The following is a 16,836-nucleotide window of genomic DNA, read 5'->3' as shown; positions in this document are numbered from 1 at the left end:
CGTGACCTCCACCGACACCCTGGACGGGGCCCGCGGCGCCGCGGGCCCCGCCCGGCCCGGCGACCTCGCCGCGGACCTGCTCACCCCCGAGGCCCGGCGGGACCCGTACCCGTTCTACGCCCGCATGCGGCGCGAGAGCCCGGTGCACCGCAGCGCCCAGGGCATCTGGTACCTCACCCGGTACGCCGACGTCGAGGCCGCCCTGGGCGACCTGCGGTTGTCCAACGACCGGGACCGGATGACCCGCGCCTACGTCGCGCTCGGCGGCGACCTGAAGGCCTTCAGCCGGCTCACCGACCGGCTCGGCCGGGTGATGTCCAACACCGACCCGCCGGAGCACGCCCGGCTGCGCAAGCTCGCCAACCGCGCCTTCACCGCCCGACGCGTCGAGGCCCTGCGCGACGGCATCCGGCGGATCGTCGACCAGCTGATCGACCGGGCCGTCCAGGCCGGGCCGACCATGGACCTGATCGAGGCGGTCGCCGCCCCGCTGCCGAGGTCCGTCGTCTGCGAGCTCTTCGGCATCCCGCCGGAGGACCGCCCGAAGGTCGAGACCTGGTTCAGCCGCTTCGGGCGGTTGAGCGAGGACCTCGCCAAGTCCGAGGAGGCGATCGGGCAGTACGAGGAGTACCTCGCCCGCCTCATCCGGCTCCGCCGGGCCGACCCGGGCGACGACCTGATCAGCGCCCTGGTCGCCACCCAGGCGCAGGACGACCGGCTCACCGACTCCGAACTGCTGTCCACCTGCTTCGTCCTGATCACCGCCGGCGACGAGACCACCACCCACCTGATCGGCAACGGTGTGCTCGCCCTGCTTCGCCACCCCGACCAGCTGGCGCGGCTGCGCGCGGACCCGGGGCTGATCCGCGGCGCCGTCGAGGAACTGGCCCGCTACGACACGGTGACCCAGGCGATCGTCCGGGTCGTCGCGGAGGACCTGGAGATCGGCGGGCGGACGCTGCGCGAGGGCGAGCTGGTCTACCTGTTCCTCGGCGCGACCAACCGCGACCCGGAGCGCTTCGAGGACCCGGACCGGCTCGACCTGACCCGCCCCGGCAACCGGCACCTGAGCTTCGGCAACGGCCCGCACTTCTGCCTCGGCGGCCCGCTGGCCAAGCTGGAGGCGGAGGTGGCATTCGGCACGCTGGTGCGCCGGCTGCCCGAGCTGCGGCTGGCCGACGGGGCACTGCTGGAGTGGCGGCCGAACCCGCTGCAACGGCGCCTGTGCGCCCTCCCGGTCACCTACTGACACCCGATGAACCCGCACCCGATGAACCCGATGAACGACGACGAAGGAGAACCGACCATGACCCGAGAGTTCGAGGTCCGCCGGGAACAGGACCTGCCCGCGTCACCCGAACAGGTCTGGGCCGCGGTCGCCACCGGCGCCGGCAACCTCGGCTGGCTGTACCCCATGGAGGTCGAGCCGCGCCTCGGCGGAAAGGTCACCCGGGCCGAGAGCACCGTCGTGGCGTGGGAGCCGCCGAGCCACTTCGCCGCCCGCGCGACCCTGGGCGACGAGTTCTCCAACACGCTCAGCTACCGGATCGAGCCGGTGGACGGCGGAACGAGCCACCTGCGGATGGGGATCCACTGGGTGCACGAGGGCGTCTGGGACGAGGTCTGGGACCGGAAGGCGGACGCGGCCGAGAAGCACGTCGACTTCTACCAGCACGGCCTCGCCGAGTACCTGCGGCACTTCGCCGCCCGCCCCGCCGTCTACGTCAAGGCCGCGCGCCCCGAACCCACCGCCGACCCGGCCGACTTCGCCGCGCTGCGCCGACGCCTCGGCCTCACCGAGGGCACGGCCGTCGGCGACCGGCTCCGGCTCGACGTCCCCGGCCCGGGCGGTGGGACGGAGGAGGTGGTCGTGGACTGGCTCAGCCCCGACTTCGTCGGCCTGCGCGGCCCGCACACGCTCTACCGCTTCTTCAACGGCAGCACCTGGAACACGCCGATCTGGCTGGCCCACCACCTGTTCGCCGAGGACACCGACGAACAGCAGACCACCAAGGCGTGGAACGCCTGGCTCAACGACCCCCAGGCCTAGGATCACCGATGGGAACCTCCGTGGACACCTCGTTGGAAACACTGCTCTACGCCGCCGAACTCGTCGAGGAGAACGGCACCTACACGCTCGTCGTCCAGGACGTGGCGCGGGACACCGTCCAGACCACCCCGGTCCCCAAGGCCATGGTGGACAAGCTCCCGACCTTCCTCGCGGCGCTCACCTCCAGGCTCAACCCCGCACCCCCGCGCAGCCGGTGGTAGCCGTGGGACACCCGGCCACCAAGCCGTCACCCGGAACCGGGACCGACCACGGCGCCTGGTTCCAGGTGCACCGGCGTGCGCAGCGGCCGAGGCTCCGGCTGGTCTGCTTCCCGCACGCCGGCGGCACCGCCAACCTCTTCCAGAGCTGGCCCGCCCTGCTGCCCGCCGACGTCGAGCTGCTGGCGGTCCGCTACCCGGGACGGCAGAGCCGGCTCCTGGAGCCCTTCGCCCCCGACCTGCCGACCCTCGCGGACGAGATCCACACCGCCCTGGAGCCGTACCTCGACCGGCCGTTGGCCCTGTTCGGCCACAGCATGGGCTCGGCGGTGGCCTACGAAGTCGCCCTGCGGCTCGACGGCCGGGGCCGCACACCCACCCGGCTCCTGGTCTCCGGCCGCGTCGCCCCGCACCGCGCCGCGCCCACCGACCTGCACACCGGCGACGACGAGACGCTGATCGCGGACGTCCGGCAGCTGGGCGGCCCCGGGGCGGAGGCCTACGACGACCCGGAGCTGCGCGAGCTCACCCTCCCGGCGCTGCGCGCCGACTACCGGCTCGTCGAGACGTACCGCCCCCGGCAGCCGAAACCCCTGCGCACGCCCATCACCGCGTACGCGGGGGAGAGCGACCCAGACTGCCCACCGGACGGCGTCCGGGCCTGGTCCGAGCTGACCGCGCCCGGCGGCTTCGACCAGCGCTGGTTCCCGGGCGGCCACTTCTACCTGACCCCGTCCGAGCCCGAGCTGCTCGCCGACCTCACCGCCCGCCTCGCCTGACACCGCCGCCCCGGCCGGCCCCCACCCGGCCGGGGCGCGGCGTGGCCCTTCCGGCGAGTCGGTCCCGGTCCTCGGGCGGAGGGAGCCTCAGACTTCGATTGCCGCGAACGGCTTCGCCGCTTCGCCCCGTCGTTCACCTCGGAAGGGACCCTCCGTGGCCGACTCACGGACAGCTCCGCTCGCCCGCCGCGGCCCGGTGCGCCGGTGCGTGACGGTGGCCGCCGCACTCGGCGTCGCCGTGACGGTGACCGGTGCCGCCCCGGCCCACCGGGCATCGGCCGAGGCTGGCCCGTTCCCCGTACGGGTGGCAGTCGGCCGGGCCGAACAGGTGATCACGGTCAAGGCCTCCGGCACCCACGCCACCGTCACCCTGTGGGCCCGGCAGAACGGTGCCTGGCGGGCGTTCGCCGCCACCACCGGAGCGCGGATCGGGTCCGGCGGCCTCCACGACGGCCTCACCCGCGTCCAGGGCACCGGGACCACGCCCACCGGCACGTACACCATCACCCGGGCCTTCGGCATCGCCCCCGACCCGGGCACGAGGATGCCCTACCACCACGTCACCGCGCACGACTGGTGGGTCCAGGACCCGTCCTCCGCCCACTACAACCGCATGCGCACCGACACCGAGGGCGGCTTCCACCTCACCGAAGAGGGCGTCCTCGGTAGCGAACACCTCATCAACTACCCGGTCCAGTACGACAACGTCCTGGTGATCGACTTCAACGCCGCCCCGGTCGTCAAGGGCCGCGGTGCCGGGATCTTCCTCCACGACCTGTCGCCCGAGGCCGGTTCCACCGCCGGTTGCGTCGCCGTCCCCGCCGCCTTCATGACGCGGACCATCCGCTGGATCGACCCTGCCGAACACCCCGTCATCGCGATCGGCTGAAGCCCCCGATCGGTCCCGGCTTCAGCCGAGGCCGGGGACGAACTGGATCAGCAGGTCGATCGCCTTGATGCCGAGGAAGGGCAGGATCAGCCCGCCGAGGCCGTAGACGCGGAGGTTGCGGCGGAGCAGGTCGGTGGCGTTGGCGGGCTGGTAGCGGACGCCGCGCAGGGCGAGCGGGATGAGCGCGACGATGATCAGGGCATTGAAGATGATCGCGGAGGCGATGGCCGAGGTCGGGCTGTGCAGGCCCATGATGTTGAGGTGGCGCAGGCCGGGGTAGGCGCCGGCGAACATCGCGGGGATGATCGCGAAGAACTTGGCGACGTCGTTGGTGATCGAGAAGGTGGTCAGCGCGCCGCGGGTGATGAGGAGTTGCTTGCCGACCCGGATGATCTCGATCAGCTTGTCGGGGTCGGAGTCGAGGTCGACCATGTTGCCGGCCTCCTTGGCGGCCGGGGTGCCGGTGTTCATGGCGACGCCGACGTCGGCCTGGGCGAGGGCGGGGGCGTCGTTGGTGCCGTCGCCGGTCATCGCGACCATGTTCCCGGCGGCCTGTTCCTTCCTGAGGTGGGCGAGCTTGTCCTTGGGGGTGGCCTCGGCGAGGTAGTCGTCCACGCCCGCCTCGGCGGCGATCGCGCGGGCGGTGAGCGGGTTGTCGCCGGTGACCATGACGGTGCGGATGCCCATCCGGCGCAGCTCGGCGAAGCGTTCGGCGATGCCTTCCTTGACCACGTCCTTGAGCTCGATCACCCCGAGGGGCCGGGCGCCGTGCCGGTCGTGGACGGCGACCAGCAGCGGGGTGCCGCCCGCGGCGGAGATCCGGTCGACGAACGGCTTGGCCTCCACGGGCGGCCGTCCGCCCGAGCGCACCACCCAGTGCGCGACGGTGCTCGCGGCGCCCTTGCGGACCAGGCAGGTGGTGCCGTCGGGCCAGCGCAGGTCGACGCCGCTCATCCGGCTCTGCGCGGTGAACGGGACGGGGGTCTGCTCGCCCAACTCGCCCGCGGCGCGCGGCGGTACCCAGTACTGGCGGTCGGTCAGCTCGACGACCGAGCGGCCTTCGGGGGTCTCGTCCGCGTCGGAGGCGAGCCGGGCGGCTTCGGCGAGCTGTTCGACGGTGGCGCCGGGGAGGGGGTGCAGGGCGACGGCGCGGCGGTTGCCGTGGGTGATGGTGCCGGTCTTGTCGAGCAGCAGGACGTCGACGTCGCCGGCGGCTTCGACGGCCCGGCCGGAGAGGGCGACGACGTTGCGCTGGACGAGGCGGTCCATGCCGGCGATGCCGATCGCGGAGAGCAGCGCGCCGATGGTGGTCGGGATGAGGGCGACCATCAGGGCCACCAGGACGATGGTGTTCTGCGGGGAGTGGGCGTAGATCGCTATCGGCTGGAGCGAGACCACCGAGAGCACGAAGACGATGGTCAGCGAGGCGAGCAGGATGTTGAGGGCGATCTCGTTCGGCATCTTCTGCCGGTCGGCGCCCTCGACGAGGGCGATCATCCGGTCGATGAAGCTCTGCCCGGGCCGGGAGGTGATCCGGGGGTGGCGGGCACGTGCCCACTCGATCCGACGCCCGTGCCGCGCGCCCCCCGTCACTGGAAGCCCCGTGCGGGGCCTCCCGCGGCCGGCTCCACCGGTCGTGGTGGCACACCCCGCGCCGGGTGCGCGGCCTCACCGGTCTCTGCGTGGCGGCGCTGCCGACCGCCGGAGCGGTCACCACCACCGTCCTGGCCGGGGTCCGGGACGGCAGCGCCGAACCCGGCCTGCCCTCCGCCGCCCAGTCCGAGATCGACCGCAGCCCGGCCGTGAAGAGTAGGCAAGTCCTACGGCTCAGACTTCCTCGACCAGTCCGCAGGCGAAGGGGAACGCCGCCATGAACTCACGCCGACGGATGGTTACGGTACTCCGCTCGGCAGAATCGTCGCCGGGGCGAACCGCCACGACTCCCCGCTGCTCGCTCCGACCCTGGACCTGCTGGAGGACCTGGGACCGCTGCCCGACGACGTCACCGTGCACCTGGATGCCGGCTACGACTCGGACAAGACCCGCATCGAACTCACCGCCCGCAACTTGCACGCCCGCATCGCTCGCAAGGGTGAGAAGGCACCGATCCAGGCCGGCGAGTGGTGGCACGTCGAGCACACGCACGCCTGGCAGAACGCCTTCCACCGACTTGCCCGCTGCTACGAGCGCCGCGCGACCGTCATCCACGCCTGCTTCGAGATCGCGGACACGATCATCACTATTCGCAGCCTGATCCGCCGGGCCTGGACCACTCACCGCTGGGACTACCGCCCGAAGCGACGCCCATGAGCCCCGCCCATCTACCCGGCCTCTCCATGCGCAGATTGTTCCCGCCGACCAGCAACCCTGCTCCAAGCCAATGCCCGATACGGGCATCCGGCCACGTCTTGCCCTTGCGGTTCACGCGACGCGGGTGTCGTAGGTCTCGCGGTTGGCAAGCACATCGTCCATGTGCGCCTCGGCCCAGGCCTTGAGGCCGCGCATCATCTCGTACAGCGACAGGCCGAGATCGGTCAGCTCGTAGGAGACCGAAACGGGCACGGTCGGCACCACGGTGCGGGACACCAGGCCGTCGCGCTCCAGGGAGCGCAGCGTCTGCGTGAGCATCTTCTGGCTGACGCCCGCCAGCAGGCGCTGCAGCTCCGAGTAGCGCATCGCCCGGGGCTCGCCGGCGCAGTCGGCGCCGGGCTGATGCGCGCTGTCGCTGCCGAGCGCGGCCAGGATCAGCGTGACCCACTTGTCGGAGATCCGGTCGAGCAGCTTGCGGCTGGGACAAGCCGCCACGAAGGCGTCGTACTCCACCTTGGCCTGTGCCCTCTGCTGGGCTGCCGTCATCGTTGCCATGGACCGTTCCTCTCACCCGCGGGTGCCTTACGCACTTCGAAGTGCCTACTTCCCGACAAGAAGCTACGCACCAATAGTGGTGCAAAGCTCCGTCAGGCACCATCCCCTTGCTCGACACGAAAGGCACACCATGAGCACCCCCTCCGCCTCCCTTCCCGGCGGCACCTGGCCCCTGGGCGACCTGATCGTCGCCCGGTTCGGATATGGCGCCATGCAGCTCGCGGGCCCCTGGGTCATGGGCCCGCCGGCCGACCGTGCCGGCGCACTCGCCGTTCTCCGCGAGGCCGTCGGCCTCGGCATCACGCACATCGACACCGCCGACGCCTACGGGCCGCACATCACCAACCAGCTGATCCGCGAAGCGCTGCACCCCTACTCCGACTCGCTGCACATCGTGACCAAGGTCGGCGCGACCCGGGACGAGGAGGGAGGCTGGCCCCCGGCGCGCAAGCCCGAAGAGTTGCGTCGGGCCGTCCAGGAGAACCTGGAGAACCTCGGTCTCGACACGCTGGACGTGGTCAACCTCCGGCTCGGCGATGCCCAGGGCCCCGTGGCCGGTTCGCTTGCGCAGGCGTTCGAGGCGCTCGTCGACCTCCAGCAACAGGGCCTGATCCGGCACCTCGGCGTGAGCAACGCGACGGCGGGACAGGTAGCCGAGGCACGCTCGATCGCGCCGATCGTGTCCGTGCAGAACATGTACAACCTCGCCCACCGCCACGATGACGAGCTGATCGACGAGCTCGCCGAGCAGGGCATCGCCTACGTGCCCTTCTTCCCTCTCGGCGGCTTCAGCCCGCTGCAGTCCTCGGCGCTCACGGCCGTGGCCACTCGGCTGGACGCGAGGCCGATGTCGGTCGCCCTGGCCTGGCTGCTGCAGCGGTCGCCGAACATCCTGCTGATCCCCGGCACCTCGTCGGTGGCACACCTGCGGGAGAACGTCGCCGGCGCGGGACTCCAGCTCTCCGACGACGATCTCGCCGAGCTGGACAAGATCGGCCGCTAACCCCACGACACCGTGACGAAGCGCCGTCGTGCCCTCCGAAGGGCGCTTCCCAGCGGGTGGGCTGGACGACCGCGGGGCACTCGGGCAGCAGTGCCGTGGATTGGTCCCAGAGCGGTTCGGTCAGCCGTGCTGGAAGGACGGGCACAGGTCTCCCCAGTGGTCACAGAGCGTCGGAAATCCATGATCACTGAGACCTGTGCCTACCTTGTTGTCGAGGCACCCACCCCGCCCATCTGCGCGGACTCCAAGCTCCTCAATCGGAAGGGCTACGGCCGCGCCAACCTCGACCTGCTCCGTAAGCGGATCCTGGCAACCTGACCGGCCCGGAGCACAAGACCTTCAAGGGAACCGGCCCGCCCGCACGTGCTGGATAGCCGACTTCCTCAACGCTCCAAGTCTCGCGCGAGGTCATCCCAACAGATGCCGCGGAGACCGTGATCGGCATCCTCACCTGACGGGATGTCGGGAGTTGCCTGGAACCACACGACGGTCAACGCGGAGTAGTGCAGCACCGAATCTCGTTCCGGATCGATCGGCTGAGAGCTGAATGACCCAACACACGTCACCGCAGGTAGCAGTTCGACGGGGCCGAACCCACCAGCGGGAAGGTCCGGCAGCTCCCGGACCGGCGTGACCAGGTGGACCGGAGCTGAGGAGCGCTCCTTCTCGATGCCCCTGAGTAGGCTCTCCAACTTGAGGTCGTTCCAGCGCCGGAACGGGTACCGTTCCTAGTCAGTGAGCAGGAGTGAGTCTTGGACCCATTCCTGTGCACTGCGGACATCCCGAACGGTTTTGGGTGTCCTGGTCGCCCGCGTTCTCTCCGCGTTCGGCGGCACGGATCGTGTCCGCGGTCCGGGTACGTGGGGGCGGGTTCCCTCACGCCCTTGGGTACCCGGACTGGCCTGGACGGTCCGATGCCCACGACGATCACTCTGGTCGTCGTGGGGCGGTGCCGTCCGTCGCCGGATCGGGTACCCGAGGGCGCGTCGCCCGATCGCGATACCGGCGGCATCGTGACGGGACATCTTGCGGCGGGGGCTGGTGAGTGGCTTGCGCCAGTGCTGGTCGCCCCACATGGAGGTGTGGGCCGGATCGACGGCGACGATCGACAGGTCCTGCTCGGCGGCCATCGAGACGAGCCGGGCCTTGAGCTTGCCGGTGGGGATGCCGGAGATCAGCCGGCGGAACCGCTTCTTGCGGCCGTGCTTCTCCCGGGTCTTCTCCGCCGTAAAGTCCAGGTCTTCCAGGCCGATCGCGGTGACGCCGCACCGCTTGGCCCAGTGCAGCAACTGGGTGATGGCGTGGCGAACCTGGGCGTCACGGTGATTGGCCGACCCGGTGAGGTCGTAGAAGAAGCGGTGCGGGTCACCGACAGGGTTGCCGTGCCGGTCGAGCTGGTAGGCGGCGAAGTGGTCGGCGTTCGTGTCCACGCCGACCATCCCCGCCGTACGGGCCGTGGCCAGCGGGACCGTCTTCACCACGGGCTTGTGCCACGAGGCGGTCAGGTACCAGCGGCCCCTCCCGACGTCGTAGTGGATGCGGTAGGCCACCGCACGGTTGCCCTCGATCCGGTCGGCCCACTCGGCGCCCCCGTGCGCGAACGTCACCTTCGAGGCCAGGACGTACCGGCCGCGCGGCGCGTTGGCCAGGTGCGCGAGCGACGCCGGAAGCTTGATCGACACCTCGCCGTCGGGCGTGACGCGGATCGTCTCGTTGCCGTACCGCTTCCCGCACTCGCCGTCCGCCTGAAGGAACCAGCGCTCGGTCTCCCAGCGTTCCCGCCACTGCTGCTCTGTGAGCTGCGCAGCGTCCAGGTTGTGGCGGGTGTTCAGCAGGCGCCGGCCACCACGGACGACGTGGACGACACCGGCTTCACGCTCGGCGCGGGCGACGTCGAGGCGGTGTTCCAGGACCGCCAGACGCCGCGACTTGACGAACCACTCGTGCTTGGACCGGTATCCGCCCGGGGCGCGCTTGGTGCCCTTCTCCCCGAGAGGTTGGGACAGGCGGTGCATCAGCGTCCGGACACCGGCCTCAAGGCCCTGGATGTGCGCGAGCTGACAACGCCGCGACAACGCCCACTGATCATGCGACGCCTTCGTGATCGCCCCGGCCCAGCGGGACGACGACTCGGCGGTCAGGCCCTGCTTCCGAACAGCCCACGACTCGGTGTTGTGATCGTGGCCCTGGGCGCAGCGCACCGCCAGGTCCCGGGAAGCAAGCCGCCCCAGGTGCTCACCCGCCAGACGAAGAACCTTCTCGTCGGACGACGTGAGGTCCTTGAGCCGGGTCCGTATTGCCACACCAGAGGGGCCGAGCGCAACGAACGGCGCTTCGACGGGGCGCAACTGCTTCCTACTCATCGGCCGCAGCCGCTTCGAGTGCCTTGCGGGCGCGGTTCTTTGCCGAACGGCGTCCGTACAGGCGGGCGCAGAACGATGTCAGGACTTCCACCATGTCCCGTACCAGGTCGTCTTCGGCCTCGCCGTCATCGAGCACGACCAGGCGTCGGCCCGTCGCGGACAGGGCGGCCTCGACCAGCTCGACGTTCATCCGGCCCAGCCGGTCCTTGTGCTCGACCACGACCGTCGTCACCTTCGGATCGGCCAGCATTCGGAGGGCCTTGGTTCGGGAGCCGTTCATGCCCGAGGCGATCTCCGACTCGACGCGGACGACCTGGTGACCGGCCTTGGCCGCCCAACCGGCCAGCCGAGCGACCTGGCGCTCAAGGTCCGCCTTCTGGTCGTGAGAGGAGACGCGGGCGTACAGACCCAGACCGCCGACCGCTGCGGGAACGGCGTTCGCCTCGACGTTCACGAGGATCGTGCGCGGACCAACCCGCTGGGCAGGAACGGGAAGCGTCCCCTCGCGAAACCACTTGTACGCGGTTTGAGGGTGGATGCCTTGCACTCGCGCCCACTCGGTCAGATTCACCTCGTGAGCGTATCACTCGAACAACCTAACACTCACTCAATCTACCTTGGAGACAAGCGGATGAGTACTCCTCCGCGGTCCTCGTCAGGGTGTGGACGGTCAGCTCGTGTCCGCCGTCCAGGATCGGGACGCGGTGCCCGCCGCCGGTGGTGCCGTTCGCGCTCATTGCTCGGTCTCCCCGTGCCGGGCCGCTGGAACTCCCCACCCTGTCAAGTCGCCCGCAGCCGCTACAAGACCAGTCGGCGTCAGGGTGGCGTAGGGAACGCTCAGGCCGTCCTCCGCTTGAGGACGACGAGTGACGCCACCCGCCCAGGGGCACGGGGGTCCGCCGACGGGCCAGGAGCATTGACGAGTTGTTAACAGTTCGTGCCAACAACTAACTTGGGCGAATCTTCGACCGGGGAGGGGATGGCCGGCGTGAGTGGTTCGCCGAAGAACAGCGAGGACGTGGGTCCGCGCGAGGACATCACGCCGATGGCATCGGTGCTGAGCGGGGTCGCCGACGAGAACGCCGCGATCCGTGCGCTCGGCGCCCGCTCGGGCGCCTCCGCAGTGGCCGCCCTCGACGGGTTCGCCACCGGGGACGCGCTCACCGCGGCGCTCGTCCGCTGGCAGCACCGGACCGAAGCGCTGGAGCAGGCGCTCGGCGACGCCTCGACCGCACTGGGTGGCAGCCGACCCGACCCCTCCGCCTGACCCGGCGGGCCGGGAGCGCGGGCCCCGCAGCCGGAACCCTCCGTCGGTCCGGCGGCCGGCCCGGCTGCACCTCGATGTGTGAGCCCATGATGACCGTGCGGTCGCGGACGGGCCGTCAGGAGTCGGGGCCGGAGTAGTCCCCGCCCGGTCCGGCTTCAGGCGGCTGCGAGGGTGGGCCGGCGGTGGTCGTCCGCCGTGCCGGGCCCCACCGGGGTGGTCGGCGGAACCGCCACCACGGCACCGGACCGGTCTCACCGCGCATCACCACGGGCTCGACGCGGAGCCCCGCGGGGTAGCCGCCGAAGGCCTGGGCGAAGGCGGCGTCGAGCCGGTCCCGGGCCGCCTTCGCCCAGAGCTCTGCCAGCGGCGGGCACGGCGCGGTGCGGTAGGTGGACTCGCCGCCGACCGGCGTCCAGGCGATCACCGGGACGAGTACGGCGTTGCGCAGGCGGGCCTCCTGCACGGCGCGGTGCAGGGCGGCCAGGTTGCCGGCCGATCCGCTGACTCCGACGACGATCCGGGTGTCCTCGGCGATGGTGTCGCTTCCCTCGGGTTGAGTTACTTGCTGTTCCTGGGAATCTGTGGATGGGAGGTGGATCGGCTGACGAATCTGCCGTTCGATCTCCAGGATTCCCTTGGATCCATGAGACCCCCGAGGGGTGGCGACAAGCGAGTCCGTTAACGCGTTCCCTACGCGGAGCGCCGTCGTGTTAACGCGCTCTTGACCACGCGGGCACCAGCCGGCCCCGGCCTGGTGGTGGCTGTGCCAGCGCTTCGATGGGCGTGCCGCCCACCGGAGTACGGGCCGACACATCCCGGATCGCGCTACCGTCGAGCGACCGCCGGGAGGAAGATGTCCCCATGCAGATCCGGATCGAGGCCTTCGCCCTACCAGGTCGCACCTGCACGGCGGGCCCCGGCTTCCCCGGCTACACCGACATCCACGTCGCCGTCCAACAGCGGCAGCGAAGCGACGTTCTGCTCGACCCCCAGCCCGGCGACGCCGCCTCGGCGGCCTGGACGCTCGACTGCACCGCAAGCGCCACCGCATCCGGCGTCGACCTCAAGGGCCCCCACATCCAGGGCCGCCCCGGACAGCGCTTCGTCTACCTCTCCTGGGGCACCGTCGACGACACCGGGGTCTTCACGATGTTCCGCCGCGCCAAGCTCATGCTCGACGCCGTCGACCCGGCCGTCCTCGCGGCCGCCGCGCACTCCGGACGGCTGGTCGCCAGGCTCGGCCTGACCGACGCCAAAGGCCAACCGCTGTGCGCCGCCGTCCGCCCGCCGGTCGTCGCATGGTCCGCCGGCGCCACCACGCTCTGACCGTTGCTCAACCCCCACCGCCCCCGCCGCCCGCACCGGAGCGCCTACGCGACGGACCCGGTCCGGCCGCTCGCTGATCCCGTGGGCGGCCTGTCAGTGGCCAACCCGGGTCATCTGACCGCGGTCCCGCCCGGTCGTGCGGGTGGGGCTGAACGGCCCCGATGCGGTGACCGACCGGGCCGGTGCCCCGGGTCGGTGCCCCGGGGCCAACGCCCCCGCGCGCACCGGCCCGCCCGGAGGGACAGTGGCAGGGACGGGGTCCTCGGCGTGTCCGGCGCCGCGAGGGCACCCTGCGAGCGCGCCCGGAGGCAGCCATGCACCGTGTCATCCGCGCCGTACCGGCGGCGACCGACGGCTGGGTGGTGGACCATCCCGGGCCGATCGGCGCGGGACACCCGGCACCGCTGGTGTGGGAACGGCGGCCACTGGCCGCGCCCGGGCCGCACGAGATCCTGCTGGTGGTCGAGGCGTGCGGCGTGTGCCGTACCGACCTGCACCTCGCCGAGGGGGACCTCCGCCCCCGGACGACCAGGTGCACGCCCGGACACGAAGTGGTCGGGCACGTCCTGGCGGCCGGCACGGCGGTCGAAGGGTTCACCGTCGGGGACCGGGCGGGGGTGGCCTGGCTGGCCGGTACCTGCGGCGACTGCGCCTACTGCCGGAGCGGGCGGGAGAACCTCTGCCCCGATTCGCGCTACACCGGCTGGGACCGGCACGGCGGTTATGCCGGGCACGTGACGGCCGACGCCCGGTTCGCCTACCCGCTGCCCGAGGGCCCGCCGGCCGAGGAACTCGCCCCGCTGCTCTGCGCCGGGATCATCGGCTACCGGGCACTGGAGCGGGCCGAACTGCCGGCGGGCGGACTCCTGGGCATCTACGGATTCGGCGCGTCCGCCCACCTGACCGCCCAGGTCGCCCTCGCCCGGGGCGCCCGCGTGCACGTGTTCACCCGCGGCGCGAACGCACGGCACCTGGCACTGGAGCTCGGCGCCGGCTTCGCCGGTGATTCGTTCGACCCGCCCCCGGCACCGCTGGACGCCGCCATCCTCTTCGCCCCGGTCGGCGAACTGGTGCCCGTCGCCCTCGCCGCCCTGGACCGCGGCGGCACGCTCTCCGTCGCCGGCATCCACCTCACCGACATTCCGCCACTGAACTACCAGCGGCACCTCTTCCAGGAGCGAACGTTGCGCAGCGTCACCGCCAACACCCGGGCCGACGGCCTGGCGTTCCTCGCGGAGGCCGCCCGCACCCGCCCGGCGGTCCACGTGACCCGCTACCCCCTGCGACAGGCGGACAAGGCGCTCGCGGACCTCGCCGCCGACCGGGTGACGGGGGTCGCGGTGCTCGTCGCGGAGTAACGGAGTCGCGGGGTGGCGGAGCAGCGGAGCAGCGGAGTAACGGGGTGACGCAGCGAAGTCGGACCGCCCGCCTCGCAGGCGGCGCCTTCAACGTCGTCGCTGCAGGTCAGGGACCGGACTCCGCCCGCTGCGCGGCCCCGCCTGGCGTCGGCCCTTCGGCGTTCGACGCCGCCGTCAGGCCCGCCCGTGGCGGAACCGGGCGGTCAGGGCGTCGGGGGCGATGATCGGTGCGGGGTAGCCGTTGGCGAACAGCCCCGGGCGGTGGACGGCGGGGCCCGGCAGATGGGCGAGTTCGGGGATCCAGCGGCGCACGTAGGCGCCGTCGGGGTCGTAACGGTCGGCCTGACGCAGCGGGTTGAGCATCCGGTTGGGCCGGGTGTCGGTGCCCGTGCCGGCCACCCACTGCCAGTTCAGCTGGTTGCTGGCCACGTCACCGTCGACCAGCAGGGAGAGGAAGTGGGCGGCGCCGATCCGCCAGTCCTGGTAGAGGCTCTTGGCGAGGAAGCTCGCGGTGATCAGCCGGGCGCGGTTGGGCATCCAGCCCTCGTGGGCGAGCTGGCGCATGCCGGCGTCGATGATCGGGTAGCCGGTGCGGCCCTGCCGCCAGGCCTCGGCCTCCTCCTCGTCGTGGTGGCGGTGGTCGTCGTGGTCGCGGTAGTCCCGGCGGGCGGCGTCGGGGCGGGCGGCGAGGACCTGGTGGTGGAAGTCGCGCCAGGCGAGCTGCCGGACGAAGGCCCGGGCGCCCTCGCCGTCGTGCCGCCGGGCGTGGGCGACGAGCTCCGTCGGGGAAAGGCAGCCGAAGTGCAGGTACGGGGAGAGCCGGGAGGTGTCGTCCGCCGCGAGGTCGTCGTGAACGTCGGCGTAGGCGTCGATGTCCCAGGTCCGCCACCGGGCGCGGCCCGCGCTCTCGCCTCCGGGCGGCAGGCCCGGGGAGGTGGTGCCGCTCACCAACAGGGGGTCGCTGCCGAGGCCGCCCGGCGTGCGCAGCGCCCGGGGAGCCGCCAGCACGGTGCGGCGCGGTGCCTCCTGCCAGGCCCGGTGGTACGGGGTGAAGACCGCGTAGTGGTCGCGGCCGACGGGGGTGATCCGGCCGGGCGGGACCACGGTCACGGAGGCGTCGTGGACGTGCAGCCGGTCGCCGAGGGCCTTGCGCAGCCGGACCTCCCGGCGGTGGGCGAAGCCGGTCACGCCGGCGGCGACGTGCACCGTGGTGGCCCCGGTCTCGGCGGCCAGTCCGGCGGTCTGTTCGGCTGCGTCGCCCCGGCGCACGGTCAGCCGGGAGCCGATGCCGCGCAGCGAGGCGTCCAGGTCGGCGAGGCAGTCCGCGAGGAACGCCTGCCGGTTGGGGGCGGCGAACCCGGCGGCCTCGACGGCCGGATCGGACACGAACAGGGGAACGACCTGGTCGGCCGAGGTGTGCGCGGCGTGCAGCACGGGGTTGTCGTGCAGGCGCAGGTCCTGGGTGAACAGGGCGATCGAGACGGTCATGGAAGGGCCTCTGGGACGACGGGACTTCGGGACTTCGGGGGTTCGGGGGCTCGGCGGCGGGGTGGCAGGGGCGGGAAGCCGCCGGTGCGGGCCGGGTGGTCCGGCAGGCCGGCCGGGCCGCCGCGCGCCGCGCCGGCGCTCCAGCAGCGGTCGGCCGCTGCCGAACGCCGGCAGGCAGGTCATCGGGCGAGGAGGTCGACGGCGGCTGTGAGGGTGCGGGGGCTGACGGCGCCGGCCGGGAGGCGGGTGCGGGCCCAGCCGGGGCCCGCGGTCACCACCAGCGCCCGGCTGCGGGAGCCGTGCGGCCCCCACAGGCTGCCACTGACCTGGCCCACCAGCTCCGGGTCCGCGGTGCGGTGGTCCTGGGACCAGATCATCACGGCGCCCGGTCCGATCCGCCGGACGGCGTCCAGAAGCGCTCGGGGTGGAACGGCCGCACCGAGCATGCGGAAGGGAAGTGCGCGCTCCGTCAGCGCCGCCGCAGTGGCTTCGAGTGCCAGGGTGTGCTGTTCGGCGGGCATCGCCGCGAGCAGGACCGGTCGTACGGGCCGGACAGTGACCGGCCCGACCGCCACGCCGCGCAGGGCGCTCGACACGTGCCACGACAGCAGGTGCTCGACCTCGACGTACTGCTCGCCGTCCGCCGCCCACTTGCGACCCACGGCACGCAGGGCGGGCATCATGACCTCCGTCCATGCGTCGATCACCCCGAGCGCCTCCACCGTCTCCCGCAGGATCCGGACGACCTCCGGCGCATCGAGCCGAACCGCGGCCCGGGACAGGCCGCGGCACTCGGGGCGTACCGTCCCGACCCGCAGGGCGCGGCTGCCACCCGGGGCTCGACCGCCGCCTGCGCCACCGGCGGTGCCGGGCCGGCGGAGAGCGGGGGGCGGGCTGCCGTCACGGCTCGCCGCGGCGCGTTCGGCCAGCACCGCCCGAGCGGCTTCGCCCGGCGGTACCCCGCGGGCCGTCAGCCGGCACATGGCCTCCAGGACGGCGATGTCCTGCGGACTCCACCGGCGGTGGTGCCCCTCCTGCCGATGGGCGGGGCCGATGCCGTAGCGGCGTTCCCAGGAGCGGACGGTGGTCGGCGACACGCCCAAGCGCTGTGCCACGCCTCCGGTGGCAAGGCCCACGTCCGCGACGGAGTCCGCCGCTCCGTGCGGGCCGTCGTCCCGCGCCTGCGCCTGCGCCTCGTGCTCGGTCGAGGAAGTCACCATCCTCCGATCC

Annotated in this window: 16 protein-coding genes and 2 pseudogenes; 11 read left to right on the top strand and 7 right to left on the bottom strand. The window is 72.2% G+C overall.

Annotated elements, in window-relative coordinates; all coding sequences use genetic code 11:
• Position 1: 1 nt before the first annotated feature.
• The 5 genes from RMN57_RS01425 to RMN57_RS01405 all read left to right on the top strand — a co-directional run bounded on the left by RMN57_RS01425 (position 2) and on the right by RMN57_RS01405 (position 3,936).
• Positions 2-1,249 (top strand): cytochrome P450, encoded by a 1,248-nt coding sequence (locus tag RMN57_RS01425; RefSeq protein ID WP_313761491.1) that lies wholly within the window; start codon positions 2-4, stop codon positions 1,247-1,249.
• A 57-nt stretch (positions 1,250-1,306) separates the two neighbouring features.
• The gene (locus RMN57_RS01420; RefSeq protein WP_313761490.1) at positions 1,307-2,050 is read left to right on the top strand and encodes an SRPBCC domain-containing protein; all 744 of its coding nucleotides are present in this window, start codon (positions 1,307-1,309) and stop codon (positions 2,048-2,050) included.
• Between the two features lie 8 nt (positions 2,051-2,058).
• Positions 2,059-2,271 carry a hypothetical protein gene (locus RMN57_RS01415; protein ID WP_313761489.1) on the top strand — a complete coding sequence of 71 codons (213 nt, stop codon included), beginning with the start codon at positions 2,059-2,061 and terminating at the stop codon, positions 2,269-2,271.
• 2 nt (positions 2,272-2,273) lie between these two features.
• Positions 2,274-3,047 (top strand): alpha/beta fold hydrolase, encoded by a 774-nt coding sequence (locus tag RMN57_RS01410; protein WP_313761488.1) that lies wholly within the window; start codon positions 2,274-2,276, stop codon positions 3,045-3,047.
• 154 nt (positions 3,048-3,201) lie between these two features.
• Positions 3,202-3,936, top strand: a complete 735-nt coding sequence (locus tag RMN57_RS01405) for a L,D-transpeptidase family protein (protein ID WP_313761487.1) — start codon at positions 3,202-3,204, stop codon at positions 3,934-3,936.
• Between the two features lie 21 nt (positions 3,937-3,957).
• Here RMN57_RS01405 and kdpB read toward each other — a convergent pair.
• Positions 3,958-5,472 (bottom strand): annotated as a pseudogene (gene kdpB / locus RMN57_RS01400) (potassium-transporting ATPase subunit KdpB); the annotation flags it as partial.
• Positions 5,473-5,820: 348 nt separating this feature from the next.
• On the opposite strand from kdpB, the pseudogene RMN57_RS01395 reads away from it, so the two are divergent.
• Positions 5,821-6,246, top strand: a pseudogene (locus tag RMN57_RS01395) (transposase); the annotation flags it as partial.
• 111 nt (positions 6,247-6,357) lie between these two features.
• Here RMN57_RS01395 and RMN57_RS01390 read toward each other — a convergent pair.
• Entirely contained in the window at positions 6,358-6,801 is a 444-nt protein-coding gene (locus tag RMN57_RS01390) for a helix-turn-helix domain-containing protein (protein WP_313761486.1), read from the bottom strand.
• 130 nt (positions 6,802-6,931) lie between these two features.
• Between RMN57_RS01390 and RMN57_RS01385 the strand changes: the two genes are divergently transcribed.
• Positions 6,932-7,804, top strand: coding sequence for an aldo/keto reductase family oxidoreductase (locus RMN57_RS01385; protein ID WP_313761485.1), 873 nt, complete (start codon positions 6,932-6,934; stop codon positions 7,802-7,804).
• Positions 7,805-7,984: 180 nt separating this feature from the next.
• Positions 7,985-8,122 carry a hypothetical protein gene (locus tag RMN57_RS01375; protein ID WP_313761484.1) on the top strand — a complete coding sequence of 46 codons (138 nt, stop codon included), beginning with the start codon at positions 7,985-7,987 and terminating at the stop codon, positions 8,120-8,122.
• Between the two features lie 410 nt (positions 8,123-8,532).
• Here RMN57_RS01375 and RMN57_RS01370 read toward each other — a convergent pair whose 3' ends face one another.
• Positions 8,533-10,167, bottom strand: coding sequence for a transposase (locus RMN57_RS01370; RefSeq protein ID WP_313761483.1), 1,635 nt, complete (start codon positions 10,165-10,167; stop codon positions 8,533-8,535).
• Positions 10,160-10,738 carry an IS607 family transposase gene (locus tag RMN57_RS01365; RefSeq protein WP_313761482.1) on the bottom strand — a complete coding sequence of 193 codons (579 nt, stop codon included), beginning with the start codon at positions 10,736-10,738 and terminating at the stop codon, positions 10,160-10,162. Before RMN57_RS01365 ends, RMN57_RS01370 begins: the two co-directional genes overlap by 8 nt.
• Positions 10,739-11,155: 417 nt before the next feature.
• Between RMN57_RS01365 and RMN57_RS01360 the strand changes: the two genes are divergently transcribed.
• Entirely contained in the window at positions 11,156-11,434 is a 279-nt protein-coding gene (locus RMN57_RS01360; RefSeq protein ID WP_313761481.1) for a hypothetical protein, read from the top strand.
• A gap of 115 nt (positions 11,435-11,549) precedes the next feature.
• Here RMN57_RS01360 and RMN57_RS01355 read toward each other — a convergent pair whose 3' ends face one another.
• Positions 11,550-11,897, bottom strand: coding sequence for a hypothetical protein (locus RMN57_RS01355; protein WP_313761480.1), 348 nt, complete (start codon positions 11,895-11,897; stop codon positions 11,550-11,552).
• 398 nt (positions 11,898-12,295) lie between these two features.
• Between RMN57_RS01355 and RMN57_RS01350 the strand changes: the two genes are divergently transcribed.
• Entirely contained in the window at positions 12,296-12,760 is a 465-nt protein-coding gene (locus tag RMN57_RS01350) for a DUF5990 family protein (protein ID WP_313761479.1), read from the top strand.
• A 314-nt stretch (positions 12,761-13,074) separates the two neighbouring features.
• A complete protein-coding gene (locus RMN57_RS01345; protein WP_313761478.1) occupies positions 13,075-14,118 on the top strand; it encodes a zinc-dependent alcohol dehydrogenase family protein in 1,044 nt (347 codons plus the stop codon).
• Positions 14,119-14,292: 174 nt separating this feature from the next.
• Here the strand turns inward: RMN57_RS01345 and RMN57_RS01340 are convergent, their stop codons facing one another.
• A complete protein-coding gene (locus RMN57_RS01340) occupies positions 14,293-15,606 on the bottom strand; it encodes a deoxyribodipyrimidine photo-lyase (RefSeq protein WP_313761477.1) in 1,314 nt (437 codons plus the stop codon).
• A gap of 179 nt (positions 15,607-15,785) precedes the next feature.
• Positions 15,786-16,826, bottom strand: coding sequence for a MerR family transcriptional regulator (locus RMN57_RS01335; protein ID WP_313761476.1), 1,041 nt, complete (start codon positions 16,824-16,826; stop codon positions 15,786-15,788).
• Positions 16,827-16,836 lie beyond the last annotated feature (10 nt).

Source organism: Kitasatospora sp. CM 4170 (assembly GCF_032110285.1).
GTDB classification, from domain to species: Bacteria; Actinomycetota; Actinomycetes; order Streptomycetales; family Streptomycetaceae; genus Kitasatospora; species Kitasatospora aburaviensis.
This window is presented reverse-complemented; position numbering and strand designations above follow the sequence as displayed.